Below are 24,077 nucleotides of genomic sequence, written 5' to 3'. Positions count from 1 at the left end.
GATGTCCCGGACACCTGTGTACGTGCCACAGAGCGCCGCCGCGGCGAACGGCGCACCCCCCGTTCGGTAGGGTCGGCGGCGATGCACAAGACCCTGATCGTGACCAACGACTTCCCGCCCCGCCCCGGCGGCATCCAGGCGTTCCTGCACAACATGGCGCTGCGGCTCGACCCGGAGCGGCTCGTCGTCTACGCCTCCACCTGGAAGCGCTCCCGGGAGGGCGTCGAGGCCACCGCCGCCTTCGACGCCGAGCAGCCCTTCACCGTCGTACGCGACCGTACGACGATGCTGCTGCCGACCCCGGCCGCCACCCGGCGGGCCGTCGGGCTGCTGCGCGAGCACGGGTGCACCTCGGTGTGGTTCGGGGCGGCGGCACCGCTCGGGCTGATGGCACCGGCGCTGCGCCGGGCGGGCGCCGAGCGGATCGTGGCCACCACCCACGGCCACGAGGCCGGCTGGGCCCAGCTGCCCGCCGCGCGGCAACTCCTGCGCCGTATCGGGGACTCCACGGACACGATCACCTACCTCGGCGAGTACACGCGCTCCCGCATCGCCGGCGCGCTGACCCCCGAGGCGGCCTCCCGGATGGTGCAACTGCCGCCTGGCGTCGACGAGAAGACCTTCCACCCCGGTTCGGGCGGCGACGAGGTCCGGGCCCGGCTCGGGCTGACCGACCGGCCGGTGGTCGTGTGCGTCTCCCGGCTGGTGCCGCGCAAGGGGCAGGACACGCTGATCCGGGCGATGCCGGCGATCCTGGCCGCCGAACCGGACGCCGTCCTGCTGGTCGTCGGCGGCGGCCCCTACGAGAAGGACCTGCGCCGCCTCGCGCACGACACGGGCGTCGCCGCCTCCGTCCGCTTCACCGGCTCCGTCCCCTGGTCCGAGCTGCCCGCCCACTACGGCGCCGGCGACGTCTTCGCGATGCCGTGCCGCACCCGGCGCGGGGGCCTGGACGTGGAAGGGCTCGGCATCGTCTACCTGGAGGCGTCCGCGACCGGCCTCCCGGTCGTCGCCGGCGACTCCGGCGGCGCCCCCGACGCGGTCCTCGAAGGCGAAACCGGCTGGGTCGTCCCCGGCAACGCGCCCGACCAGACCGCGGACCGCGTCATCACCCTCCTGGGCGACGGGGAACTCCGCCGAAGGATGGGCGAGCGCGGCAGGGAATGGGTCGAACAGAAGTGGCGCTGGGACCTATTGGCCGAGCACCTGAAGAAGCTGCTCTGAAGAAGCTGCTCGGAAGAGGCTGCTCTGACGGGGCTGTTCTGAAGAACGCCGTCAGGGGCAGCTCCCCAGGGGCGCGGGGCTGTGACATTGTGCGGCTCCGCCGCGTGGGCGCGACAAGCCACACCCGACCCGCACCCGCCCACGGCGCTCAAGTGGCACCCCGAACTGCGCCCAAGCAGAACCTACTTGGCGTAAATCGCCTCGATTTCGTGGGCGTAGTCCTTGGCGACAACATTCCGCTTGAGCTTCAACGACGGAGTCAAATGTCCCGACTCCTCGGTGAACTGCGCCGGCAGAACCCGGAACTTCCGTACCGACTCCGCCTTGGAAACCGCCGAGTTGCCGTCATCGACGGCGGCCTGGATCGCCGCGAGCAGATCGGGATCCTCGCTCAGCGACCCCGCCGTCGACCCCGCCGGCTTCCCGTGCTCCGCGCACCACCGCCCCAGGAACTCCTCGTCGATGGTGACCAGCGCCCCCACGAACGGCCGCCCGTCCCCCACGACCATGCACTCCGCGACCAGCGCGTGCGCCCGGATCCGGTCCTCGATCACCGCCGGGGCGACGTTCTTGCCGCCCGCCGTCACCAGTATCTCCTTCTTGCGGCCGGTGATCCGCAGATAGCCGTCCTCGTCCAGCGTGCCGATGTCCCCGGTGTGGAACCACCCGTCGGCGAGCGCCTCGGCGGTCGCGCCCGGGTTGTTCCAGTACTCCTTGAACAGGTGCTCGCCGTGCAGCAGCACCTCGCCGTCGTCCGCTATCCGGATGACGGATCCGGGCAGCGGCTGGCCGACCGTGCCGATCTTCTGCCGGTCCCACGGGTTGAACGCGGTGGCCGCACAGGACTCGGTCAGCCCGTACCCCTCCAGCACGCTGAAGCCGATGCCGCGGAAGAAGTGTCCCAGGCGTTCACCCAGCGGGGCGCCACCGGAGATGGCGTACTCGCCGCGCCCGCCCAGCACCGCGCGCAGCTTGCCGTAGACCAGCTTGTCGAACACCTTGTGCTTGATCTTCAGGCCGAGCGACGGCCCGGACGGCGTGTCCAGCGCCCGGCTGTAGGCGATCGCCGTGTCCGCCGCCTTGTCGAAGATCTTGCCCTTGCCGTCGGCCTGCGCCTTGGCCCGCGCCGAGTTGTAGACCTTCTCGAAGACCCGCGGCACGCCCAGGATCAGCGTCGGGCGGAACGCGGCCAGCTCGTCGGTGAGGTTCTTGATGTCGGGCACGCAGCCCAGCTTGATCGGCGCCATCATGGGCGCGATCTGCACCAGCCGCCCGAAGACGTGCGCGAGCGGCAGGAACAGCAGCACCGAGCACTCGCCGGTGCGGAACAGCGGACGCAGCCGCTCCACGATGTTGCCGCACTCGGCGAAGAAGCTGCGGTGGGTGAGCACACAGCCCTTGGGCCGTCCGGTCGTACCGGAGGTGTAGACGATGGTCGCCGGGTCGTCCGCCTTCGCGAACGAGCTGCGCTCCTCGACCGTCCCGTCGTCGACGCCCTGCCCGAGCCGGCCCAGCTCCTTGATCCCGCCGGCCTCGATCTGCCACAGGTTCTTCAGCGCGGGCAGCCGGTCGCGCACGGACTCCACCGTCGCCGCGTGGGCGTCGAGCTCCACGAAGCAGGCGGTGGCGCCGGAGTCGCCGAGGATCCACGCCACCTGCTCCGGCGAGCTGGTCTCGTACACCGGCACGGTGACCGCGCCGGCGCTCCAGATCGCGAAGTCCAGCAGTGTCCACTCGTAGCGGGTGCGGGACATCAGGCCGACCCGGTCGCCGGGCCGCACACCGGCGGCGATCATGCCCTTGGCGGCCGCCCGCACCTCCGCCAGGAAGGCGGTCGCCGTCACGTCCTGCCAGGTCCCGCCCACCTTGCGGGCGATGACGGCGACGTCGGGGTGCTGCGCGGCGTTTCTGCGGACGATGTCGGTCAGGTTTCCGTCCGCGGGGACCTCGTACAAAGCCGGAAGGCTGAACTCGCGCAAGACTGCTGCTCCTCTTAGGGCGCCGGCGCCACGACGTTGTGCGATGCGACGGTGCGGTCCAAGGCTCGGACGGGTGCTCGCGAATTCACATGTTGAAATCCCGAGCACGACTGGACTGCCCGGACGTTACCCGCCGGTATGGCGTCTACGACAGGGGGTCCCGGCGAGATGTTCGCTGCGTCACACAGGTTGGTGTTTCATTGCGCACAGTAGTCCACCCCTTCACCGACGAGCCAGTAACCGCAGGTAGGCCCGCCGTTGTTCACGCGGGCCGCACACGCTTACCCTTGATCGCCATGGCATCCACACCAGGCGGAAACCGGCGCACACGCGTCCACGTGGTCAGTGACGTGCACGGCAACGCCCGCGACCTGGCCCGCGCGGGGGAGGGCGCCGACGCCCTGATCTGCCTGGGCGACCTGGTGCTCTTCCTGGACTACGCCGACCACTCGCGCGGCATCTTCCCCGACCTGTTCGGCACCGAGAACGCCGACCTCATCGTGGAGCTGCGCACCGCCCGCCGCTTCGAGGAGGCGCGCGAGTTCCAGCGCCGGCTGTGGGCGGACATCGGGATGGACAAGGCCGCCGCGATCGAGAAGGCGGTGCGCAAGCAGTACGCCGAGCTGTTCGCCGCGTTCCCCACCCCGACGTACGCGACGTACGGCAATGTCGACGTGCCGCCCCTGTGGCAGGAGTACGCGGGTCCCGGCCTGACCGTGCTGGACGGGCAGCGGGTGGAGATCGGCGGCCGGACCTTCGGCTTCGTCGGCGGCGGCCTGCGCACCCCGATGCGCACGCCGTACGAGATCGACGACGAGGAGTACGCGGCGAAGATCGAGGCCGTGGGCGAGGTCGACGTGCTGTGCACGCACATCCCGCCGGAGGTGCCCGAGCTGGTCTACGACACCGTCGCGCGCCGCTTCGAACGCGGCAGCCGGGCCCTGCTGGACGCCATCCGCCGCACCCGGCCCCGCTACTCCCTGTTCGGACACGTCCACCAGCCGCTGGTGCGGCGGATGCGGATCGGCGCCACCGAGTGCGTGAACGTGGGGCACTTCGCGAGCAGCGGGCGGCCCTGGCGGCTGGAATGGTGACGACGTCCCAGGTCGGATGAGTTGCGCCGGCCGGGCGCGCGGTAGCCTTCCGCTGCACGCGCGTGCGCTGTGTGCCCGGCGCACGGCGACGACGACTACCGGCCCGCATCTGGAGGAGCCACGGCGATGGCGGAACACACCAGCTCGAGCATCACGATCGAGGCGGCGGCGGCCGACGTCATGGGAGTGATCGCCGACTTCGCCCGCTATCCGGACTGGACCGGTGAGGTGAAGGAGGCCGAGGTCCTCGCGACCGACGCCGAGGGCCGCGCCGAACAGGTGCGTCTCGTCATGGACGCCGGCGCGATCAAGGACGACCAGACCCTGGCGTACACCTGGACCGGGCAGCACGAGGTCTCCTGGACCTTGGTGAAGTCCCAGATGCTCCGCTCCCTGGACGGCTCCTACGTCCTCACCCCGGCCGCCCCGGGCACGACGGAGGTCACCTACCGCCTGACGGTCGACGTCAAGATCCCCATGCTCGGCATGATCAAGCGCAAGGCGGAGAAGGTCATCATCGACCGAGCCCTGGCAGGCCTGAAGAAGCGAGTGGAGTCGAGCCCGAAGTAGCCCCCCCGCAACTGCGGGCGGGCGTGCCGCTGGGGCGGCGCCCACCCCCGCAGCTGCGGGCAGCCGTACGTACGTGACTGCGGGCGGTCGTGCCGCTGGGGCGGCACGGGTGGGCGCAGCGGCACCCCGCGGACGCCGGGCTGCGCAACACCCCCCGCCCAGCGTCCACTACGGTTCACCCCCATGCGCACCCTCCTGATCACGGGCCCCGGCGGCAGCGGCCGCACCACGACCGCCGCCGCCACCGCGCTCACCGCAGCCCGCGAGGGTGCCCGCACCCTGCTCCTCGGCACCGACCGCACGGACACCCTGGGCCCCGTACTGGGCACCGAGGCCACCCCCCGCCTCACAGTGAAGCGCGTCGACCCCGACACGGACTTCCGCACCGACCTCGCCGCCCTCCAGGACCGGGCCGCCTCCGCCCTGGACCTCCTCGGCGCCTCCCGCCTGGAACCCGAGGAGACCAGCCTCCTCCCCGGCGCCGAGGAACTCGCCGTCCTGCGCGCCCTGCGCGACGCCGCGCTCTCGGAGTCGTACGACCTCCTCGTCGTCGACCTCCCACCCACCCCCCGAGCCCTCTCCCTCCTCGCCCTCCCCGAAGAACTCCGCCGCTACCTGCGCCGCCTCCTCCCGCCCGAACGGCAGGCCGCCCGCGCCCTGCGCCCCGTCCTCGGCCGCCTCGCCGGCGTCCCCATGCCGGCCGAGTGGCTGTACGGCACGGCGGCCCGCCTGGACCTCCAGCTCGCCGCCGTCGAGGCCGTGCTCGCCGACCGCGACACCGTCGTACGACTGGTCGCCGAACCGGGCCCCGCCGGTGCCGACGCCGTACGCACCGCCACCCTCGGACTCGCCCTGCGCGGCCTGCGCACCGACGCCCTGATCGCGACCCGCGTCCTGCCGGAGAGCGAGGCGGCCGGCTGGCTCGCCGGCCCCGTAGCCCAGCAGCGCAAGACCCTGGACGAGTGGCGCGAGTCGTACGACGTCCGCCCCGTCGCCCACCTGGGCCGCGACCCGCGCGGCACCGACGACCTGACCGCACTCGCCGTGCCGGGCGTCACGACGCGCCCCGCCACCGTCGACTGGCCGGTCACCGACCGCCTGGCCGACGACGGCGTCCTGATCTGGCACCTCCCCCTCCCCGGCGCCCGCCGCGACGAACTCGACCTGATCCGGCGCGGCGACGAGATCGTCGTCACCGCAGGACCGTTCCGCCGCATCGTCCCGCTGCCCTCCGCGCTGCGCCGCTGCACCGTCGCCGGCGCCGCCCTGCGCGAGGACGAGCTGCGCATCCGCTTCCGGCCGGATCCGGCACTGTGGCCGCGCACCCACTGAAGCGACGGCCACCGTTCGGGTACCGTCGAAGGTGCCATCCGTAGTCAGGAGTCCGTCATGAGCGAACAGCTCCCCCCGTCCGACGACGCAGAGGACGAGATCGTCGACAAGCCGGTGGACGACGTACGGGCGGCCGAGACCCATGCCGAGACCCACGCCGACGCCTGGGCGACCGCCGCCGCCGAGGACCTCGAGGCGGAGAAGGCCCGCCGCCGCGCACAGTACGGACCGCCCCCCGGCTCCGCCGCCGAGGAGCTGAAGAAGCTCGTCGACGCGGTCGCCGACAAGCTCTCCGGTCTGCAGTCCCCGCTGTTCGGCGCGGTCGCCGGACCCGCCGCGCAGCAGGTGGTGCGGCAGGTCGTCCAGCAGGCCAAGGCCGCCGTCGAACCCGTCATCGAACGCAACCCCGACGTCTTCGACCACCTCGCCGCCGCCGGCAACGAACTCCTCGCCGCCTACCGCTCCGCCGTACAGGACCAGGAGCGCCGCTGGACCGCCCGCGAGTCCGACCCCCGCGACCTCGACGAGCGCCGGGACCGGGGCGACGACCCCGGCACCGGCCCCGGCGAACGCATCGACCTGGACTGACGCGGCCCTCCGCGGGCCTTCGGCGGGGGCGCCCATGATCCCCGCCGGACCGCTCACCGTACGGACGCCGGGGCCCCGAGGGCAGCGCCTCGGGTACCGTTGGCGGTAGCGGGGCTCGACCGGAACTGAGGGATTCATGGGACTCACCATCGGCGTCGACATCGGCGGCACGAAGATCGCGGCCGGCGTGGTCGACGAGGAAGGCAACATCCTCTCGACCCACAAGGTGCCGACCCCGGGTACGCCCGAGGGCATCGTGGACGCCATCGCCTCCGCGGTGGAGGGAGCACGCGCGGGGCACGAGATCGTCGGCGTGGGCATCGGTGCGGCCGGGTACGTCAACCGCCAGCGTTCGACGGTGTACTTCGCGCCCAACATCGACTGGCGCAACGAGCCGCTCAAGGAGAAGGTCGAGGCCCGTACGGGTCTCCCGGTCGTCGTGGAGAACGACGCCAACGCCGCCGCCTGGGGCGAGTACAAGTTCGGCGCGGGCAAGGGCCACCGCAACGTCATCTGCATCACGCTCGGCACCGGCCTCGGCGGCGGCGTGATCATCGGCAACAAGCTGCGCCGCGGCCACTTCGGCGTGGCCGCCGAGTTCGGCCACATCCGCATGGTGCCGGACGGCCTGCTGTGCGGCTGCGGCTCGCAGGGCTGCTGGGAGCAGTACGCCTCCGGCCGCGCCCTCGTCCGCTACGCCAAGCAGCGCGCCAACGCCACCCCCGAGAACGCCGAGACCCTGCTCTCCCTCGGCAACGGCACGCCCGAGGGCATCGAGGGCAAGCACGTCTCCATGGCCGCCCGCCAGGGCGACCGGGTGGCCGTCGACTCCTACCGCGAGCTGGCCCGCTGGGTCGGCGCCGGCCTCGCAGACCTGGCCTCCCTCTTCGACCCCTCCGCGTTCATCGTCGGCGGCGGCCTCTCCGACGAGGGCGAACTGGTCCTCGGCCCGATCCGCAAGTCCTACAAGCGCTGGCTGGTCGGCGGCAACTGGCGCCCGGTCGCCGAGGTCCTCGGCGCCCAGCTCGGCAACAAGGCGGGCCTGGTGGGCGCGGCGGACCTGGCCCGGGAGCCCGACCCGGTCATGTGACACCCCTGCCCGTACGCACGGCCGCGCCCGCCTGCCCCCTTCCGGGGACGGCGGGCGCGGCCGTGACCGTCCCCAAGGGAATCCCCGACGGCGGAACCGGGTTGCTCACGGTGACGACGCGATGGACGGCGGTCCACCGCGGGGAGGGGACGGGAACCGATGAGTCTTCGTCAGTACGAGTACGCCCTGGCCATAGCCGAGGAGGGCTCGGTGACGGCGGCGGCGGAGCGGCTGCACGTCGCCCAGCCGTCGGTGTCCCAGCAGATCCGCGGCCTGGAGCGGGAACTCGGCGTGAAGCTGTTCGCCCGCACACCGACCGGTCTGGTGCCCACCATGGTCGGCCGTGCGTTCCTGCGGGAGGCACAGGTCGCGGTCAGTGCGTCGCGGCGGGCGCGGGCGACGGCGCGGGCCGGTGCCGACGACCTGGTGGGTGAGCTGGTGGTCGCGGTGCAGATGGGCTTCGGCACACGGCAGTTGCCGCGCGCGCTGGGTGCGTTGCGTCGCCGCTTCCCACAGCTGGAGGTCAGCGTCTTCGAAGAGCCGAGCGCCGCCGAGCTGGACCGGCTGTGCCGCCGGGGCACGCTGGACTTCGCCCTGATGGCGGCGTGCGAGCAGAGCCCCGCCGACGCCCATCACCTCGGCGACGAGGAGCTCGTCGTGGTGATGGGCGCCGGGCACCGGCAGCTGGCCGAGGACCGGGTCGAGCTGCGTGAACTGGGCGGGGAGCCCTGGGTGCGGTTCGACCGCGACAGCACGCTCGACGGCGTACTGCTGAAGGTGTTGCGGGACAACGGTCTGGCCCCGGCCACGGCCGCCCGCGTGTCCCAGGCGGCGACGGCCGTGCGCTGGGCCGCCCACGGGCTGGGGGTGACCCTCGTCCCGGCCTCGGCGGTGCCGCAGGGGTACGAGCACCTCGTGCGCCCGGTGTCCCCGCCTCTGTCCCAGCCCGTCATCGCCGTGGTCCGGCAGGACGCGGGCCCGGCGGAGACGGCTCTGCTCGAACTCCTGCGCCAGGAGACCTGGTCCGAGCCCGGAACCGAGCCCGAGTCCGTGTCCGAACCCATGCCCGAGTTCGAATTCGCTTCCTTCTCCTCCGTGTCCTGACGGCCGGTGCGAGCCCGTGGCGGGGCGCGGCCGGCTCAGAGCTGGGTGGCGCCTCCGTCCACGGCGAGCTCGGCACCGGCGGTGTACGTGGCGTCGAAGGCGAGGAAGGCGGCCGCCCCGGCGATCTCCTCGGGCGTGCCGAAACGCCGCATGGGATTGTCCGCGACCCGCTCCGTCTTGAACTGCTCGGCGGCCTCCGCCGTCATCGTCCTCTCCAGGATTCCCGTGTCCACGGGACCGGGGCTGACCGCGTTGACACGGATCCCGCGTGACAGCAGGTCGCGGGAGAGGGTGCGGGCCATCGAGCGCAGGGCCGCCTTGCCGGCCGCGTAGACACTGGTCTCCGGCAGGCCCATGACGTTCGCGGCCGAGGTGGTGAGGACGACGCCGGCGCCCGTGCTCAGCAGCGGGGCGAGCTTCTGCACGGTGAAGAAGGCACCCTTGACGTTGATCGCGAACAGCTGGTCGTAGTCCTCCTCGGTCGTCGACTCGAAGGGTGTCGGGAGTGTGACGCCGGCGTTGATGAACAGGGCGTCGACCGTGCCGAGTCCGTCCTTCACACGGTCGGCCAGAGCGTCCAGGTCGGGCAACGAGGCCACATCGCCCCGGACGGCCACCGCGTTCCCGCCGAGCCGCTCCCGCGCGGCGTCGAGCGCGTCCCGGGAGCGACCGGTGATCGCCACACGTGCTCCGCCGTCCACCAGCAGTCTCGCCGTGGCGAACCCGATCCCGCTGCCGCCGCCCGTGACCACCGCGTTCTTTCCGCTGTATTTACCCATGCCGGAATCCTTCGTTCTATTTATCGGAAATTGTTTCCGGAATCCCGTCGGCGTCATCCTCTGGGGAATTCGCCGCCGTCCACGACGATATTGCTTCCGGTCAGCCAGCCCGCCCGGTCGGACACGAGGAACAGCACCGCGTGGGCGATGTCGTCGGGTCGGCCGTCGCGTCCCAGCGGTGTGGTGCCGGTCGCGTCGGCGTCCCCGTTCAGGCGCGCCCACTGCTCCCGCGTCGCCTCGCCGCCGGGGGTGGCGGTCCTGCCGGGAGTCACGGTGTTGACCCGGACCCCGGAGGGGGCCAGCTCGGTGGCCAGCCCCCGGCTGTAGTTCTCCAGCGCCGCCTTGGCCGCCGTGTAGTGCAGGAACAGGGGGCCCGGGGTGGACACCGCGGCCGAGGAGACGTGCACGATCACCCCCGAGCGGCGTTCGCGCATCCCCGGTATCAGCAGCGCGTCCAGCCGCACCGCCGCCAGGAGGTTCAGGTCGAGCGCGTTCTGCCACTCCTCGTCGGGGATGGCCGTGGCGCCCTCGTGCGGTCGCGCACCGCCCGCGTTGTCGACCAGGATGTCGACCCCGCCCAGGACCTCCCGCGCGGTCGCGGCGAGCGTTTCGATCCCCGCCCGGGTCCGTACGTCGGCCGCCACGAAGTGGGCGCCCTCGGGTACGGTGCTCGCCGCCGACCGGGCGGTCGTGAGCACCTCGGCTCCCGCGTCCAGGAGCCGGCGCACGACGGCGGCTCCGATTCCGCGAGAGCCACCCGTCACCAGGGCCCGCTTTCCCGCAAGTTCCCGAATTCCCGATCCGTTCTCGATTTCGGTCATCTCGCCCTCCCTCTCCGTCGCGTAATTGCTGATTCACGGTAGGTCCGGAAAACAACGAGAGGCAAAGACGAAATATGAGTAGGGGATATAGGGGATGCCTATGGCATTCCGGCCTCCTCCGCCGCCCGTGAGTGACGGTTGCGAGGCCGGCGGCCGAGGGGAGTCGCTACGGCGGCGACAGGAACACGACGATGTCCGTCTCTTCGCCGTGCACGGCCTCGGGCTCCTCCCACCCCCGGCGACGGTAGAAGGCGAGCGCGTCATGTGCCCGGCCCCAGGTCAGCAACCAGGATCGGCCGCCGGGCACGGCGGTGGTGATGTCGGACAACAGTCGCCCGCCCAGACCGGTCCCGCGGGCGTGGGGACGAACCCCCAGCTCGTCGACCTCGAAGGAACCGATCAGCAGTTCATCGACCCGGTCGGCACCCAGGCGTCGCCGCACCTTGCCGTAGGCCCGGTCTGTGGGGAACGGAGCCTGGGTGATCCACCCTGTGGCGAACCCCGCCACGGCACCGGACTCGTCCGTGGCGACGACGGCCCGGAATCCGGGGCGGTGCGCATCCCCCTTCAGGCGTTCCCGGAAGTCGTGCCGCGCGGCGGCCGGGGAGCGGTGGGCCCAGGGCGGAGCGGTGAAGATCTCGACGTAGGTGTCGCTGAGGGCATCCAGAACGCCGAGGACCCCGGGGCCGAAGCTTCGTATGTCCCTCACCGTTGCGCCTCCGTGTCGCCGCCGCCGTACATCCGGGCTATGGGAAGCAGCATCAGGGCGGCCAGTCCGCCCAGCAGGCCGAAGGCGAGGTGGAAGTCGCCCGTGGAGTCGCGCAGCACACCCACCAGTACCGGTGCCAGTGCGGCACAGGCGTAGCCGACGAAGAAGGCCATCGCGCTGATCCGGCCGGCCTCGGCGGAGTCGCGGCCGGACACCACCGGCAGGGTGAGGACGAGGGTGAACAGACCGCCGTGACCGATGCCCAACGCGACGATCCACAGCCACGTCGCCGCGCCCGGGGCGAAGGCCAGGCCCAGGAACCCGACGGCCGTCAGCGTGGTCGTCCACACCAGGCCCTGGCGTGTGCTCCGGCCTTCACCCAGCAGCGCCGGCACGGCCAGCATGGACACGACCTGGATGGAGATCATCACGGTCAGCAGCAGACCGGCCCCCGCGGCGCTGTGGCCACCGTCGTCCTGCAACAGTGCCGCCACCCAGGCCAGTTCGCAGTAGTACAGCGCGGAGTTCCCCGCGGCCAGCGCGGTGATGCGCCATGCCTTGGCGCTGCGCCAGGGCAGACCGCGGGTCACCGGTCCCGACGGCGCGGCGACGCCGTCCGGTCCGAGGGTGCGTCCGGTCACGGACCACAGCACGCCGCCGGCCAGCGCGAGCACCGCCCATGAGGCCAGGGCGCCCGGCCAGGAGCCGATCGCGTCGGCCAGCGGCGCACTGACCCCGGCCGCGACCGCGCCGCCGAGCCCGAGGCCGGCCGTGTAGATACCGGTGACCAGACCCACCCGGTCGGCGAAACGGGCCTTGACCACGGCGGGCAGCAGGGTCTGGGCTATCGCGATCCCGGCTCCGGCCGCAGCGGAGCAGCTCAGTTGCAGCCAGGAGGACGCGCCGACGGCACGCGCCGCGGTGGCCGAGGTGATGACGGCCAGCCCCAGCAGCACACCGCGATGCAGCCCGAACCGGCGGGCGACGGGCGCGGCGAGGGGCGCGCAGACTCCCATGGCCAGCGTGGGGACGGTGGTCAGCAACGACAGGCCGGTCGCCGATAAGTCCAGGTCCGAGCGGATGTGGTCGGCCAGTGGTGACACCGCCGCGATCGCCGGCCGGAGGTTGGCCGCCGTGACGAACAGTGCTACGGCGGTCAGTCCGAGCGCCGAGCGCGCCGAGACGGTCGGATGGCCCTGGGTATGCATCGTGAACCCTTCGAGATGATCTCGGATATTTTCTATCCGAGTTTGTACCACAACGCGGACAAGAAATATCCGGGAACCGTTAGGGTGGCGCCATGAAGCTGTCCAATGGCGTGGAGTGGGCACTGCACAGTTGCGTCACCCTCAGTCAGAGCCGCGAACCGGTACAGGCCACCAGGCTCGCGGAGCTGCACGGCATCCCGCGGGCCTACCTGGCCAAACACCTGCAAGCGCTGTCCCGCGCGGGAATCGTCCACGCGACAGCCGGTCAGGTCGGCGGCTACGCCCTCACCCGGCCTGCGGCCTCGGTCACCATGCTCGAAGTGGTCCAGGCCATCGACGGCATCGAGCCGGCGTACCGGTGCACCGAGATCCGGCAACGCGGACCGCTGGCCGTCCCCGCCGAGCAGTGCGAACGCCCGTGCGCCATCGCTCGTGCCATGGCGGCGGCGCAGGAGGCGTGGTACCGCGCCCTCACCGCCGTGTCGATCGCGGACCTGGCCGCCGCCATCGACATCGACAGTGACGGCACGGCGATGGCGGACGTCCGACGCTGGCTGGCGGAATCTCGTCGATCGCTCCCGGGCTGACCCAAGAGCGCTCGGTGCGACGCACCACTGGGTCCCAGGGCCGTAGTTCCTCATTCCGGGGAGCGACTGGAGCAACGGATCGCCGTCTCCTCCGCCGCGTGGCACGACCTCCTGGGGCGCGTGGAGCGCCGACCCGCGTCACGCCGCGCCGGGCGGCGTATCTTGATCCGCATGGCGACGACTCCGCTGCTGCCCGACTCCCGGACCGAGTCCGACGGTTCGGCCGTCATCCGGGTGCTCAGTTACAACATCCGTTCCATGCGCGACGACACCGACGCCCTCGCCCGGGTGATCACCGCCTGCGCTCCCGATCTCGTCCTGCTCCAGGAGGCGCCGCGGTTCTTCCGCTGGCGCAAGAAGCTGGCCCGGCTCGCCTCGGAGACGGGCCTCGTCATCCTCTCCGGGGGCGCCACGGCCGCCGGGCCGGCGATGCTCTGCTCGCTGCGGGCGACCGTCGAGCGCACCGAGGACGTGCTGCTGCCGCTCACCCCCGGGCAGCACCGGCGCGGGTTCGCCACCGCCGTCGTACGGTTCGGGGGTGCCCGGATCGGCGTGCTGAGCTGTCATCTCTCCCTGGAGAAGAACGAGCGGTACGAGCAGGGCGGCATGCTCCTCGACCGGCTCGCCGGGATGGGCGTCGAGCACGCGGTCGTGGGCGGGGATGTGAACGAGCGGCCGGGCGGGCGGACCTTCCGGCGGCTGACCGAGTCCCTGACCGACTGCTGGGCCGCGGCGCCCTGGGGCGGTGAGCACACCTGGGTCCGTGACGAACCGCGGCGGCGGATCGACGCCCTCTTCGCCACCAAGGGCGTCGAGGTGCTGGGGTGCGGGGTTCCGCTCGGGCAGCCGGGGGTGAGCGCGGCGGACCTGAGGGCGGCCACGGACCACCTTCCGGTCCTGGCCGCCCTCCGGATTCCCGCCGCGTAGAACAGGATTCCCGGTCGCGTGGAACAGGATTCCCGCCGCGCAGAAGCGGTCAGACCACCGCGCCCCGCCCCGGATCGTCGTCGTCCTCGTCGTCCGTGCGCATGCGCATCACCAGTGTGGCGAAGCCGCCCAGGAAGCCGCCGATGCACAGGGTGGTCAGCCACCAGGTCATCTCCCAGCCGAGCAGGATCGCCAGCAGGAGCAGGATCGGGCCGCCGAGCACTCCCAGCCAGGCGAACTTCGACGTGACGTCGGCGTCCGGCAGCGGGGGCGGCTCCGGCGGGACGAAGTGGCCCTCGTCGGTCTCGTCGAGGTCGTCGTCCGAGGGCTCTGCCACGCTGTAGTCACGCGGGCCGCCGACGCCGGGGGCGAAGGAGACGGAGCCGCCCAGCGGCTTGGCCGGCTTGTCCTCGGCCTTACGGGGCGCCTCCGCCTCCACCTCGCCCTCGTTCGTCTCGGGCTCCAGCAGCGCCAGGTCCTCGACGGACTTGAACGGCTTGGCGCCCGGCGGGTCCGGCGGCTCCTCGCCGTACCCGGCGACGATCGCCGCCCACGCGGCGGCCTCGTCGAAGGGAACCTCCTTCTCCTCCGGCTCACGGCCTTCACGGTCCTCGCGGTCCTCGCGGTCCGAGTCGTGCTCAGCCACCTGCGGTCGTCCCTTCCTTGCCGAGACCGGGCTCCTTGACGGCGCCGGGTGCGAGCCGGCCGATGAACGCGGTGCTCTCCTGGAAGATCCGCTCCGCGTCGTAGTCCAACGTCGCCACGTGGTAGCTCTGTTCCAGCAGGATCTCCGTGACGTCCGTCGACGACACACGGCCGAGGATCCGCGCCGAGTCCGCGGGCGGCACCACATGGTCCTGGGGGCTGCGCAGCAGGAGCAACGGCTGGGTGACCCGGGGCAGCTCGCCGTCGACGAGCCGGAAGAAGTTCCGCAGGGAGTGCGCCGCGTGCAGCGGCACCCGGTCGTAGCCGAGCTCCCTGTTCAGCGGCTTCGCGATGTCGCTCGCGATGCCCTTCGTCGCGGGGACGAGATGGCGCAGCACCGGAAGGGCGTGCGCGGCCACCCCGTGCACCTTGTTCGCGGGGTTGACGACCACCACCCCGCTCACGGTGTCCCCATGCCTCGCGGCCAGCCGCAGCGCCAGCGCGCCGCCCATCGACAGACCGGCGACGAACACCCGCTCGTGGCGGTCCCGCAACAGTCGCAGCTCGCGGTCCACCTCCGCGTACCAGTCCTGCCAGCCGGTGACCCCGAGGTCCTGCCAGCGGGTGCCGTGCCCGGGCAGCAGCGGCAGCGAGACGGTCAGGCCGCGGGCGGCGAGGTGCTTCGCCCAGGGGCGCAGCGACTGCGGTGAACCGGTGAAGCCGTGGCAGAGGAGAACGGCGGTCTCCCCGCCCTCGTGGCGGAACGGCTCGGCTCCGGTCAGGAGCGGCACCTTCGGCCTCCTGTTCGTAGGAAGGTCACGATGATCGCGGCAGGCGCCGCACACGGGTTGCAGGACCTTCACCGTACGCGACCGCACTGACACCGACCAGGGCCGTCGGGGCCTTTGACCGCGCTCCGGGATATGGTCTGACGAACACGCACAGGAGGCACTCGGTTGTTGTACGGCACGATGAAGGTCGCCATCGGAGGGCCGCTGAAGCTCGCCTTCAGGCCCTGGGTGGAGGGCCGGGAGAACATCCCCGCCGAGGGCCCGGCCATCCTGGCCAGCAACCACCTGTCGTTCTCCGACTCCTTCTTCCTGCCGTCCGTACTGGACCGCAAGGTCACCTTCATCGCCAAGGCCGAGTACTTCACCACGCCGGGCGTGAAGGGCCGGCTGACGGCCGCCTTCTTCAAGGGCGTGGGCCAGCTCCCGGTGGACCGCTCCGGCGCGCGCGGCGCGGGCGAGGCGGCGATCAAGAGCGGCATCGAGGTCATCGAGCGCGGCGAGCTGTTCGGCATCTACCCGGAGGGCACCCGCTCGCCCGACGGCCGCCTCTACCGTGGCAAGCCGGGCGGCCTCGCGCGCGTGGCGCTGGCCACCGGCGCGCCCGTGATCCCGGTCGCCATGATCGACACGGAGAAGATCCAGCCGCCCGGACAGGTCATGCCGAAGCTGATGCGGCCCGGCATCCGGATCGGCAGGCCGCTGGACTTCAGCCGCTACCAGGGCATGGAGCACGACCGTTTCGTGCTCCGCGCGGTGACCGACGAGGTCATGTACGAAATCATGAAGCTGTCCGGCCAGGAGTACGTCGACATGTACGCCACCGCCATGAAGCGGCAGCTCTCGGAGGCGGCCAAGGCCGAGAAGGAGGCGGAGCGGGCGGCGAAGGCCGCGCTCGCCCGCGCGGAGAAGGAACAGGCCGAGAAGCTGAGGGCCGCGATGGAGCAGGACGGCCAGGAGCGGTAGAACGGGCGACGGTCCGGCCCCTGGACGGGGCGCAGAGGGGGAGTGGGGGACATGGCCAGGCGCGAGCGAGTCATGCGCATGTCGGTCGAGCAGCCGCTGTGGCGTGCCCTCACCGGTTACCGGATCCTCACCCTCGTGTACGCGATCGGCCTGTTCGCCACCGCCCACGAGGAGTTCCCCCGCCCCTGGCTGGCCGTCGGCTACTTCGCCGTCCTCGCGGTGTGGACCCTGGCCACCCTGCCCAGGACCGCGAGTGCCGCCGCCTGCACCAAGCGCTTCCTCACCGCCGACCTGACCATCGCGCTCGTCGGCATCCTGCTCACGCCCGTCGCCGACGCGCCCGCACGCGTCGAGGCGGGCGGCCCGACCCTGCCGTCGATCTGGACCGCCGGCTCGGTGCTCGCCTTCGCCGTCAAGGGCGGCTGGCGCTGGGCGGCCCTCGCCTCCACCCTCGTCGCCGTCGCCAACCTGATCGAGCGCGGCAACCCAGCCCGCGACACCGTGCACAACGTGATCCTCGTCTGGGTCGCCTCCATCGCCATCGGCTACGTCGTCGAGGTCGCCCGCGCCTCCGAGCGCACCCTCGCCCGCGCCCTGGAGATCGAGGCCGCGACCAGGGAGCGGGAGCGCCTCGCGCGGGACATCCACGACAGCGTGCTCCAGGTGCTGGCCATGGTGCAGCGCCGGGGTGCGGTGATCGGCGGTGAGGCCGCCGAGCTGGGCCGGCTGGCCGGCGAGCAGGAGATCGCCCTGCGCACCCTGGTCTCCGGCGGGCTCGTCCCCGTCTCCCGGGCTTCGGAGGACACCGCCGAGGGCGCCGTCGTACGGGCCGTGGACGAGGACGACACGGGGGACGGCGGGCCGGTCGACCTGCGCACCCTGCTCGCCCCCTACGCCGGTTCCCTGGTCGGCCTCGCCGAGCCCGGAGCGCCGGTCCGGCTCGCACCGGTCGCCGCGCGGGAGGTCGCCGCCGCCGTCGGGGCCGCCCTGGACAACGTCCGCAAGCACGCGGGGGAGCAGGCACGCGCCTGGATCCTGGTCGAGGACGAACCGGACGAGGTGATCGTCACCGTCCGCGACGACGGACCCGGCATCCCCGAGGGCCGGCTCGCCCAGGCCGAGGGCGAGGGCCGGCTCGGCGTGGCCCTGTCCATCCGGGGCCGGCTGCGCGACCTCGGCGGCAGCGCGGACCTGATCTCGGTGCCGGGGCAGGGCACGGAGGTCGAACTGAAGGTGCCCAAGGACAAGCGGGAAGCGGACGACCCGCGGGGGAAGGCGGAGCAGCGATGACGGACAGCACCGGGGAGCACAAGGACCACGGGGACCACGGGGATCCGATCAGGGTCATGGTGGTCGACGACCACCCCATGTGGCGCGACGCCGTCGCCCGCGACCTGTCCGAGTCCGGCTTCGAGGTCGTCGCCACCGCCGGCGACGGCGACCAGGCGGTGCGCCGCGCCAAGGCCGCCGCACCCGGCGTCCTCGTCCTCGACCTGAACCTGCCCGGCAAGCCCGGCGTCCAGGTCTGCAAGGAGGTCGTCGCCGCGAACCCCGCCGTCCGGGTGCTGGTGCTCTCGGCGAGCGGCGAGCACGCCGACGTCCTGGAGGCGGTCAAGTCCGGCGCCACCGGCTATCTGCTGAAGTCCGCCTCCACCGAGGACCTGCGGGACGCGGTGCGCCGTACGGCAGTCGGCGACCCGGTGTTCACCCCCGGCCTGGCCGGACTGGTCCTCGGCGAGTACCGCCGCCTCGCCTCCGAACCGGCCGGGCCCGCCCCCGCCGACGGCGAACCGGGCGCGCCCCGGCTGACCGACCGCGAGACCGAGGTGCTGCGCCTGGTCGCCAAGGGCCTCAGCTACAAGCAGATCGCCGAACGGCTCGTCATCTCCCACCGCACCGTGCAGAACCACGTGCAGAACACCCTCGGCAAGCTCCAACTGCACAACCGCGTCGAACTCGTCCGCTACGCCATAGAGCGCGGCCTCGACGACGAGTAGGACGGGCGGGACGGGCAGACGGTCCTTCAGGCGTGCCCCGTACGGCCCAGGCGCACCCTCCGAGGCGCCCGTATATTCGCAGGTACGGCAGTACACGACCCGGCACGACCCCGGAGGGAACCGTGGAGATCCTGGCGTTCGGAGTGCAGGCCGACGAGAAGCCCCTGATCGAGCGGGCCTTCGCCGGGCACCACGAGGTGCGCGGCCTCGACGTCTTCCTCAACGCGGACACCGCCCCCATCGCCGCGGGCCACGAGATCGTCTCCACCAGCGTCAACTGCGACCTCGGCGCCGAGGTGCTCTCCGACCTCGCGGCCGGCGGCACCCGGATGGTCGCCCAGCGCTCCACCGGCTTCAACAACATCGACCTGGAGGTCGCCGAACGGCTCGGCCTGACGGTCGCCCGGGTGTCGTACTACTCGCCGTACTCGGTCGCCGAGTTCGCCTGGACGCTCGCCATGGCCGTCAACCGCCGGGTCGTCCGCGCCTCCATCCGTACCCGCGACTTCGACTTCCGGCTCGACGGACTGATGGGCCGCGACCTGCACGGCCGCACCGCCGGCATCCTCGGCACCGGGAAGATCGGTGAGGCGTTCGCCAGGATCGCCCACGGCTTCGGCATGCGGCTGCTCGGCTGGGACGTCACCGAGAACCCCGCCTGCCTGGACCTCGGCATGACCTACGTCCCCAAGGAGCAGCTCCTCGCCGAGTCCGACCTGATCAGCCTGCACGTCCCGCTGCTGCCCGCGACCCAGCACCTCATCGACGCCGACGCCCTGAAGGCCATGCGGGACGACGCGATCCTGGTGAACTCCAGCCGGGGCGGCCTCATCGACACCGCGGCCCTCGTCGCCGAGCTGCGCGAGGGCCGCTTCACGGGCGTCGGCCTGGACGTGTACGAGGCGGAGGCGGGACTGTTCTTCCTCGACAAGTCCCTGGAGGCCGTCGACGACGACACCCTGGCCCGCCTCGTCACGTTCCCGAACGTGCTGGTCACCTCCCACCAGGCGTACTACACCGTGGACGCCGTCGGGCAGATCGTCGGGACCACGGTGGACAACGTCCTCGACTACACCGCCGGCCGCCGCTCCGAGAACGTGCTGGTGCCCCGGAGCTGACCCGCCAGCTCCCGGACGATCGCCGTACCGTTGAGGGTCAGCACCGACTCGGGGTGGAACTGCAACCCGGCGAAGCCCGGCCCCCGCAGCGCGTGCACCTCGCCGTTGGCGGCGCGGCTCACCTCGACGCCGTGCGCGGCCAGCTCCCGCGCGGTGTCCTCGTCGCAGTGCGCCACGAAACTGTTGTAGAAGCCGACCGTCTCCGGCCGCCCGAACAGGTCGATCTCCGTCTGCGCCCCCTGGTACGGCACCTCCTTGCGCACGGTCTCCAGGCCCAGCTCGGCCGCGATCAGCTCGTGGCCGAGGCAGACGCCGAGGACGCCGTGCCGGTTCTCCCGGATCACCTCGGCGGTCAGGGCGCGCAGGAACCGCATCTTCGGGTCGGCCGTGTCGGACGGGTCGCCCGGTCCGGGGCCCAGCACCAGCGGCCCCTCGTGCGCCAGGACCGTCTCCCGCAGTCCGGGCTCGTCGTACCGGCGGACGGTCACGTCCAGTCCGGCGGCGCGCAGCACGTGGGCGAGCATCGCGGTGAAGGTGTCCTCCCCGTCGACGACCAGGGCGTGCCCGGTCAGCTCGTCCGACCGCTCCTGCATCCGCAGCCAGAACGGCGCCAGGGAGGCCCGCCGTCCGTCCAGCGCCGCCCGCACCCGGGGGTCGTCGGCCAGCTTCGGCCGTACGGACTCCTCGCGCGGGCGCCCCGGACGCACCCCCAGCGCGGCCAGCACCCCGGCCGCCTTGGCGTGGGTCTCCGCGACCTCGCCCGCCGGGTTCGAGCCGCGCACCAGCGTGGCCCCGACCGGCACCCGCAGCCCGCCGGCCGGGTCGATGTAGGCGGTACGGATCAGAATGGGGGAGTCCAGCGTCTGGGCGCCGCCCTCGCCGCGGCCGATGAGGGCCAGCGCGCCCGCGTAGTAGCCGCGCCCGCCGACCTCGTGCCGTTCGATCACCCGGCAGGCGTTCTGCACCGGTGACCCGGTGACGGTCGCCGCGAACATGGTCTCCTTCAGCACCTCGCGCACGTCCAGCGAGGACCGGCCGCGCAGCTCGTACTCGGTGTGCGCGAGGTGCGCCATCTCCTTCAGCCGGGGCCCGACCACGACCCCGCCCATGTCGCCGACGGTGCACATCATCTTGAGCTCCTCGTCGACGACCATCGACAGCTCCTCGATCTCCTTGCCGTCGGCGAGGAACTCCAGCAGGTGCTCGGGGGTCGGACCCTCGGCGGGATAGCGGTAGGTGCCGCTGATCGGGTTCATCACGACCGTCCCGCCCGACGCCCGGACGTGCACCTCGGGGCTGGCCCCGACCAGCGTGCGCTCACCGGTGTGCACCACGAACGTCCAGTACGCGCCCCGCTCCCCTTCGAGGAGGCGCCGGAACAGCGCGAGCGCGTCGGCCCGTCCGAACCCGGGGATCTCACCCTCGTACGTCCGCCGGATCACGAAGTTGGCGCCCTCGCCCCGCCCGATCTCCTCGTCCAGGACGCGCCCGACGATCCGCGCGTACTCCTCGTCGCCGACGTCGAAGCCGCCGCCCTCCACCCGGACGTCGTGCGCGGGGAGCCGGTCGAGGGCCTCGGCGAGCGGGAACTCGTACCGCTCCTCGGGCGTCAGCACCAGCAGCGGGGCGCCGTCGTCACGGACGTCGAAGCCGCGCTCACGGATCTGCCGGAAGGGGACGACCGCCAGGCACTCGTCGGGCAGGTCGGCCAGGAGGTCACGGGTGCCGACCGGGCCGATCAGCAGCTCGACCACGTCGTGGTCGTGGCCCGGCGTGCGGCGGCGCAGCAGGGCGAAGGGGCGGTCGTCGTGCGGGAGCTGTGCCAGGTCCATGATGGGCCTTCCTCGTTTCGTCGCTGTCATGAGCGTGAGGAACGGCCCCGGGAAACACCGAAGGCCGCCCCTCGGGCGGCCTTCGCGAAGTCTGTGCGTACGCGCAGTCAGTGGGCCGCCGGAGAAGCGGGCCACCACCAGTTCTGGGTCGAGTGCGCGAACATGTGACGCACCCTACCCCATGTCCACGGAACGTATCGCCTGTCTCACTTTCTGGGCATGGCCCGGAGGCGGCGAGAGCACCCCGTAGTGTTGAGGGCGTGACCGTGAACGCTAAGACCAGCCCGAGCGCTGGCAACACCTGGCGAGACCTGCCCGCGGCGCAGCAGCCCGAGTACCCCGACACCGAGGCTCTGCGCGCAGTGATCGCGGACCTCGAGTCGTATCCGCCGCTCGTCTTCGCGGGCGAGTGCGACCAGCTGCGCGCCCGGATGGCGTCCGTCGCCAAGGGAGAGGCGTTCCTCCTCCAGGGCGGCGACTGCGCCGAGGCCTTCGACGCCGTGTCCGCCGACCACATCCGCAACAAGCTCAAGACGCTGCTCCAGATGGGCGCCGTACTCACGTACGCCGCCTCGGTGCCGGTCGTGAAGGTCGGGCGGATCGCCGGCCAGTACTCCAAGCCGCGCTCCAAGCCGACCGAGACCCGCGACGGCGTGACGCTGCCCACCTACCGGGGCGACTCCGTCAACGGCTTCGACTTCACCGAAGAGGCCCGGATCCCGGACCCCGAGCGGCTGAAGCGCATGTACCACGCGTCGGCGTCCACGCTGAACCTGGTGCGCGCCTTCACCACCGGCGGCTACGCCGACCTGCGCCAGGTGCACGCCTGGAACCAGGACTTCGTGAAGTCCTCGCCGTCCGGCCAGCGCTACGAGCAGCTCGCCCGGGAGATCGACAACGCGCTGAACTTCATGCGGGCCTGCGGCACCGACCCGGAGGAGTTCAAGACCGTCGAGTTCTTCTCCTCGCACGAGGCGCTGCTGCTCGACTACGAGTCCGCGCTCACCCGCGTCGACTCGCGCACCGGGCAGCTCTACGACGTCTCCGGGCACATGGTGTGGATCGGTGAGCGCACCCGGCAGCTCGACCACGCGCACATCGAGTTCGCCTCGCGGATCCGCAACCCGATCGGCATCAAGCTCGGCCCGAGCACCACGGCCGAGGAGGCGCTTCAGTACATCGAGCGCCTCGACCCCGAGCGCGAGCCCGGCCGGCTGACCTTCATCGTCCGGATGGGCGCGGACAAGATCCGCGACAAGCTCCCCGAGCTGGTCGAGAAGGTCACCGCGTCCGGCGCCACCGTGGCCTGGGTGACCGACCCGATGCACGGCAACACCTTCGAGGCGGCCTCCGGCCACAAGACCCGCCGCTTCGACGACGTGCTCGACGAGGTCAAGGGCTTCTTCGAGGTGCACAAGGGGCTCGGCACCCACCCGGGCGGCATCCATGTGGAGCTCACCGGCGACGACGTCACCGAGTGCGTGGGCGGCGGCGACGAGATCTTCGTCGACGATCTGCACCAGCGCTACGAGACGGCCTGCGACCCGCGGCTCAACCGCAGCCAGTCGCTGGACCTGGCGTTCCTCGTCGCGGAGATGTACCGCGACCAGTGATCGGCGCGGCCGGTGACACCGGCTGAGGGGTGGGGCGTGTATCACACAGGATCGCGCCCCACCCCACTTTTGTGCCCTTCGGGCGACAGGTAAGGTTAGGTTAGCCTCACCGACCAGGGGTCGGAACGGCTCGGCCCAGTACCTTTCCGGGAGGTGAACCGCGTGTTCGTCTGCAGTTGCTTCGGTGTGACCGAGGAACAGGTGAAGAGTCACGCGGACGCCGGAGCGTGCACGCCCCGGCAGATCGCCTCCGCCTGCAAGGCCGGCACCGACTGCGGCGGCTGCGTACGGCGCATCCAGGCACTGCTCGGCCGCGGCTCCTGCCCGCGCCGGCAGCTCGTCGACCAGGGCGAGCCGCCGCTCACGGCGAAGCTCCCGGAAGCCGCCTAGTCCCGGCGGGCGGGCCCGCCCTAGTGGGTCGAGAAGCCGCTCGTCCCCGGACCCGATGAGTCGGGCTGGGACTGCTCGACGACCGTCGACAGGTACAGCGACTCGCCCAGTTTCTCGATCAGGTCGAGCTGGGTCTCCAGGTAGTCGATGTGGTGCTCCTCGTCGGCCAGGATCGCCTCGAAGACGTTGGCCGACGTGATGTCGCCCTTGTTGCGCATGACCTCCACCCCGCGGCGCAGCCGGTCGATCGCCTCCAGCTCGATCTCCCGGTCGGCCTGGAACATCTCGGTCACGGTCTGCCCGACCCGGACGTGGAACAGCCGCTGGTAGTTCGGCAGGCCGTCGAGCAGCAGGATGCGGTCGGTGAGCACCTCGGCGTGGCGCATCTCGTCGAAGGACTCGGCGCGCGTGTACTCGGCGAGTTTCGTCCAGCCCTTGTGGTCCTGCAGCTTCGAGTGCAGGAAGTACTGGTTGATCGCCGTGAGCTCGGCGGTCAGCTGCTCGTTCAGGAATTCGATGACCTCGGGGTCGCCCTGCATCGCATGGGCTCCTTCCGCGCGGGGGAACTGGCAGGTTGGGCCGCATGATTGCACCGGCGGAGAAGATCGTCCAGTAAGTCTTGACTTAGTAAGTAAGTGCATGCTTGGTCGTTTCTGTACCTGTTTGACCGAATCTGCGGGGCCCGGTTCAGGGGCATCGCCACCGGTCTGTCAGGA

At 71.7% G+C, this 24,077-nt stretch carries 25 protein-coding genes; 15 read left to right on the top strand and 10 right to left on the bottom strand.

What is annotated here, in order from left to right:
- Nucleotides 1–81: 81 nt before the first annotated feature.
- A complete protein-coding gene (locus AMK33_RS32690; protein ID WP_073936615.1) occupies nucleotides 82–1,224 on the top strand; it encodes a glycosyltransferase family 4 protein in 1,143 nt (380 codons plus the stop codon).
- Between the two features lie 182 nt (nucleotides 1,225–1,406).
- On the opposite strand, the gene AMK33_RS32685 is transcribed toward AMK33_RS32690, so the two are convergent.
- Nucleotides 1,407–3,203: an AMP-dependent synthetase/ligase gene (locus AMK33_RS32685; RefSeq protein WP_073936614.1), complete on the bottom strand. Its 1,797-nt coding sequence runs from the start codon at nucleotides 3,201–3,203 to the stop codon at nucleotides 1,407–1,409.
- 296 nt (nucleotides 3,204–3,499) lie between these two features.
- On the opposite strand from AMK33_RS32685, the gene AMK33_RS32680 reads away from it, so the two are divergent.
- The 6 genes from AMK33_RS32680 to AMK33_RS32655 all read left to right on the top strand — a co-directional run bounded on the left by AMK33_RS32680 (nucleotide 3,500) and on the right by AMK33_RS32655 (nucleotide 8,981).
- Nucleotides 3,500–4,297, top strand: coding sequence for a metallophosphoesterase family protein (locus AMK33_RS32680; protein ID WP_073936613.1), 798 nt, complete (start codon nucleotides 3,500–3,502; stop codon nucleotides 4,295–4,297).
- 126 nt (nucleotides 4,298–4,423) lie between these two features.
- Nucleotides 4,424–4,867: an SRPBCC family protein gene (locus AMK33_RS32675; RefSeq protein ID WP_073936612.1), complete on the top strand. Its 444-nt coding sequence runs from the start codon at nucleotides 4,424–4,426 to the stop codon at nucleotides 4,865–4,867.
- 183 nt (nucleotides 4,868–5,050) lie between these two features.
- Complete coding sequence (locus AMK33_RS32670) at nucleotides 5,051–6,199, top strand: ArsA family ATPase (protein WP_073936611.1); 1,149 nt, start codon at nucleotides 5,051–5,053, stop codon at nucleotides 6,197–6,199.
- A 57-nt stretch (nucleotides 6,200–6,256) separates the two neighbouring features.
- On the top strand, nucleotides 6,257–6,787 hold the full coding sequence (locus AMK33_RS32665; protein WP_073936610.1) for a DUF5304 domain-containing protein: 531 nt from the start codon (nucleotides 6,257–6,259) through the stop codon (nucleotides 6,785–6,787).
- A gap of 136 nt (nucleotides 6,788–6,923) precedes the next feature.
- Entirely contained in the window at nucleotides 6,924–7,877 is a 954-nt protein-coding gene (locus AMK33_RS32660; protein ID WP_073936609.1) for an ROK family glucokinase, read from the top strand.
- A 159-nt stretch (nucleotides 7,878–8,036) separates the two neighbouring features.
- Nucleotides 8,037–8,981 (top strand): LysR family transcriptional regulator, encoded by a 945-nt coding sequence (locus AMK33_RS32655; RefSeq protein WP_079195053.1) that lies wholly within the window; start codon nucleotides 8,037–8,039, stop codon nucleotides 8,979–8,981.
- A gap of 35 nt (nucleotides 8,982–9,016) precedes the next feature.
- On the opposite strand, the gene AMK33_RS32650 is transcribed toward AMK33_RS32655, so the two are convergent.
- The 4 genes from AMK33_RS32650 to AMK33_RS32635 all read right to left on the bottom strand — a co-directional run bounded on the left by AMK33_RS32650 (nucleotide 9,017) and on the right by AMK33_RS32635 (nucleotide 12,498).
- Nucleotides 9,017–9,760: an SDR family oxidoreductase gene (locus AMK33_RS32650; protein WP_073936608.1), complete on the bottom strand. Its 744-nt coding sequence runs from the start codon at nucleotides 9,758–9,760 to the stop codon at nucleotides 9,017–9,019.
- Nucleotides 9,761–9,813: 53 nt separating this feature from the next.
- Nucleotides 9,814–10,581, bottom strand: coding sequence for an SDR family oxidoreductase (locus AMK33_RS32645; protein WP_073936607.1), 768 nt, complete (start codon nucleotides 10,579–10,581; stop codon nucleotides 9,814–9,816).
- Nucleotides 10,582–10,747: 166 nt separating this feature from the next.
- A complete protein-coding gene (locus AMK33_RS32640) occupies nucleotides 10,748–11,290 on the bottom strand; it encodes a GNAT family N-acetyltransferase (RefSeq protein ID WP_073936606.1) in 543 nt (180 codons plus the stop codon).
- Nucleotides 11,287–12,498: an MFS transporter gene (locus tag AMK33_RS32635; RefSeq protein ID WP_073936605.1), complete on the bottom strand. Its 1,212-nt coding sequence runs from the start codon at nucleotides 12,496–12,498 to the stop codon at nucleotides 11,287–11,289. Before AMK33_RS32635 ends, AMK33_RS32640 begins: the two co-directional genes overlap by 4 nt.
- Before the next feature lie 92 nt (nucleotides 12,499–12,590).
- Between AMK33_RS32635 and AMK33_RS32630 the strand changes: the two genes are divergently transcribed.
- Nucleotides 12,591–13,085: an RrF2 family transcriptional regulator gene (locus AMK33_RS32630; RefSeq protein WP_073936604.1), complete on the top strand. Its 495-nt coding sequence runs from the start codon at nucleotides 12,591–12,593 to the stop codon at nucleotides 13,083–13,085.
- A 171-nt stretch (nucleotides 13,086–13,256) separates the two neighbouring features.
- Entirely contained in the window at nucleotides 13,257–14,012 is a 756-nt protein-coding gene (locus tag AMK33_RS32625) for an endonuclease/exonuclease/phosphatase family protein (protein ID WP_073936603.1), read from the top strand.
- A 49-nt stretch (nucleotides 14,013–14,061) separates the two neighbouring features.
- Here AMK33_RS32625 and AMK33_RS32620 read toward each other — a convergent pair whose 3' ends face one another.
- Both AMK33_RS32620 and AMK33_RS32615 read right to left on the bottom strand, forming a co-directional pair.
- Complete coding sequence (locus tag AMK33_RS32620) at nucleotides 14,062–14,658, bottom strand: hypothetical protein (protein WP_073936602.1); 597 nt, start codon at nucleotides 14,656–14,658, stop codon at nucleotides 14,062–14,064.
- Nucleotides 14,651–15,448, bottom strand: a complete 798-nt coding sequence (locus AMK33_RS32615) for an alpha/beta hydrolase (protein WP_073936601.1) — start codon at nucleotides 15,446–15,448, stop codon at nucleotides 14,651–14,653. Before AMK33_RS32615 ends, AMK33_RS32620 begins: the two co-directional genes overlap by 8 nt.
- 180 nt (nucleotides 15,449–15,628) lie before the next feature.
- On the opposite strand from AMK33_RS32615, the gene AMK33_RS32610 reads away from it, so the two are divergent.
- The 4 genes from AMK33_RS32610 to AMK33_RS32595 all read left to right on the top strand — a co-directional run bounded on the left by AMK33_RS32610 (nucleotide 15,629) and on the right by AMK33_RS32595 (nucleotide 19,526).
- On the top strand, nucleotides 15,629–16,411 hold the full coding sequence (locus AMK33_RS32610) for a lysophospholipid acyltransferase family protein (protein WP_073936650.1): 783 nt from the start codon (nucleotides 15,629–15,631) through the stop codon (nucleotides 16,409–16,411).
- 51 nt (nucleotides 16,412–16,462) lie between these two features.
- A complete protein-coding gene (gene macS / locus AMK33_RS32605; RefSeq protein ID WP_073936600.1) occupies nucleotides 16,463–17,701 on the top strand; it encodes a MacS family sensor histidine kinase in 1,239 nt (412 codons plus the stop codon).
- Nucleotides 17,698–18,408, top strand: a complete 711-nt coding sequence (locus AMK33_RS32600) for a response regulator (RefSeq protein ID WP_073936599.1) — start codon at nucleotides 17,698–17,700, stop codon at nucleotides 18,406–18,408. The genes macS and AMK33_RS32600 overlap by 4 nt, the downstream gene beginning before the upstream one ends.
- A 122-nt stretch (nucleotides 18,409–18,530) precedes the next feature.
- A complete protein-coding gene (locus tag AMK33_RS32595) occupies nucleotides 18,531–19,526 on the top strand; it encodes a 2-hydroxyacid dehydrogenase (RefSeq protein WP_073936598.1) in 996 nt (331 codons plus the stop codon).
- Here the strand turns inward: AMK33_RS32595 and AMK33_RS32590 are convergent.
- Together AMK33_RS32590 and AMK33_RS45325 are read right to left on the bottom strand one after the other, a co-directional pair.
- Nucleotides 19,478–21,358, bottom strand: coding sequence for an anthranilate synthase family protein (locus AMK33_RS32590; RefSeq protein ID WP_073936597.1), 1,881 nt, complete (start codon nucleotides 21,356–21,358; stop codon nucleotides 19,478–19,480). The two genes, AMK33_RS32595 and AMK33_RS32590, sit on opposite strands and share 49 nt — an antisense overlap.
- Nucleotides 21,359–21,465: 107 nt before the next feature.
- Nucleotides 21,466–21,522 (bottom strand): trp operon leader peptide, encoded by a 57-nt coding sequence (locus tag AMK33_RS45325; RefSeq protein ID WP_107062014.1) that lies wholly within the window; start codon nucleotides 21,520–21,522, stop codon nucleotides 21,466–21,468.
- Between the two features lie 96 nt (nucleotides 21,523–21,618).
- Here AMK33_RS45325 and AMK33_RS32585 point away from each other — a divergent pair, with 96 nt between their 5' ends.
- Nucleotides 21,619–22,971 carry a class II 3-deoxy-7-phosphoheptulonate synthase gene (locus AMK33_RS32585; protein ID WP_073936596.1) on the top strand — a complete coding sequence of 451 codons (1,353 nt, stop codon included), beginning with the start codon at nucleotides 21,619–21,621 and terminating at the stop codon, nucleotides 22,969–22,971.
- A gap of 153 nt (nucleotides 22,972–23,124) precedes the next feature.
- The gene (locus AMK33_RS32580; RefSeq protein ID WP_201263119.1) at nucleotides 23,125–23,361 is read left to right on the top strand and encodes a (2Fe-2S)-binding protein; all 237 of its coding nucleotides are present in this window, start codon (nucleotides 23,125–23,127) and stop codon (nucleotides 23,359–23,361) included.
- Nucleotides 23,362–23,381: 20 nt separating this feature from the next.
- Here AMK33_RS32580 and bfr read toward each other — a convergent pair whose 3' ends face one another.
- A complete protein-coding gene (bfr, locus tag AMK33_RS32575) occupies nucleotides 23,382–23,900 on the bottom strand; it encodes a bacterioferritin (RefSeq protein ID WP_073936595.1) in 519 nt (172 codons plus the stop codon).
- Nucleotides 23,901–24,077 lie beyond the last annotated feature (177 nt).

Origin of the sequence: Streptomyces sp. CB02400 (assembly GCF_001905725.1) — a bacterium.
In the GTDB taxonomy this organism is placed as follows: domain Bacteria; phylum Actinomycetota; class Actinomycetes; order Streptomycetales; family Streptomycetaceae; genus Streptomyces; species Streptomyces atrovirens.
This window is presented reverse-complemented; position numbering and strand designations above follow the sequence as displayed.

What these genes read in the sequence shown, in the direction of transcription:
- AMK33_RS32690 (WP_073936615.1), top strand. Translation starts at nt 82, where the DNA reads ATGCACAAGACCCTGATCGTGACCAACGACTTCCCGCCCCGCCCCGGC.
- AMK33_RS32600 (WP_073936599.1), top strand. Translation starts at nt 17,698, where the DNA reads ATGACGGACAGCACCGGGGAGCACAAGGACCACGGGGACCACGGGGAT.
- AMK33_RS32670 (WP_073936611.1), top strand. Translation starts at nt 5,051, where the DNA reads ATGCGCACCCTCCTGATCACGGGCCCCGGCGGCAGCGGCCGCACCACG.
- AMK33_RS32635 (WP_073936605.1), bottom strand. Translation starts at nt 12,498, where the DNA reads ATGCATACCCAGGGCCATCCGACCGTCTCGGCGCGCTCGGCGCTCGGA.
- AMK33_RS32650 (WP_073936608.1), bottom strand. Translation starts at nt 9,760, where the DNA reads ATGGGTAAATACAGCGGAAAGAACGCGGTGGTCACGGGCGGCGGCAGC.
- AMK33_RS32625 (WP_073936603.1), top strand. Translation starts at nt 13,257, where the DNA reads ATGGCGACGACTCCGCTGCTGCCCGACTCCCGGACCGAGTCCGACGGT.
- AMK33_RS32655 (WP_079195053.1), top strand. Translation starts at nt 8,037, where the DNA reads ATGAGTCTTCGTCAGTACGAGTACGCCCTGGCCATAGCCGAGGAGGGC.
- AMK33_RS32665 (WP_073936610.1), top strand. Translation starts at nt 6,257, where the DNA reads ATGAGCGAACAGCTCCCCCCGTCCGACGACGCAGAGGACGAGATCGTC.
- AMK33_RS32675 (WP_073936612.1), top strand. Translation starts at nt 4,424, where the DNA reads ATGGCGGAACACACCAGCTCGAGCATCACGATCGAGGCGGCGGCGGCC.
- AMK33_RS32590 (WP_073936597.1), bottom strand. Translation starts at nt 21,358, where the DNA reads ATGGACCTGGCACAGCTCCCGCACGACGACCGCCCCTTCGCCCTGCTG.
- AMK33_RS32630 (WP_073936604.1), top strand. Translation starts at nt 12,591, where the DNA reads ATGAAGCTGTCCAATGGCGTGGAGTGGGCACTGCACAGTTGCGTCACC.
- bfr (WP_073936595.1), bottom strand. Translation starts at nt 23,900, where the DNA reads ATGCAGGGCGACCCCGAGGTCATCGAATTCCTGAACGAGCAGCTGACC.
- AMK33_RS32610 (WP_073936650.1), top strand. Translation starts at nt 15,629, where the DNA reads ATGAAGGTCGCCATCGGAGGGCCGCTGAAGCTCGCCTTCAGGCCCTGG.
- macS (WP_073936600.1), top strand. Translation starts at nt 16,463, where the DNA reads ATGGCCAGGCGCGAGCGAGTCATGCGCATGTCGGTCGAGCAGCCGCTG.
- AMK33_RS32660 (WP_073936609.1), top strand. Translation starts at nt 6,924, where the DNA reads ATGGGACTCACCATCGGCGTCGACATCGGCGGCACGAAGATCGCGGCC.
- AMK33_RS32680 (WP_073936613.1), top strand. Translation starts at nt 3,500, where the DNA reads ATGGCATCCACACCAGGCGGAAACCGGCGCACACGCGTCCACGTGGTC.
- AMK33_RS32645 (WP_073936607.1), bottom strand. Translation starts at nt 10,581, where the DNA reads ATGACCGAAATCGAGAACGGATCGGGAATTCGGGAACTTGCGGGAAAG.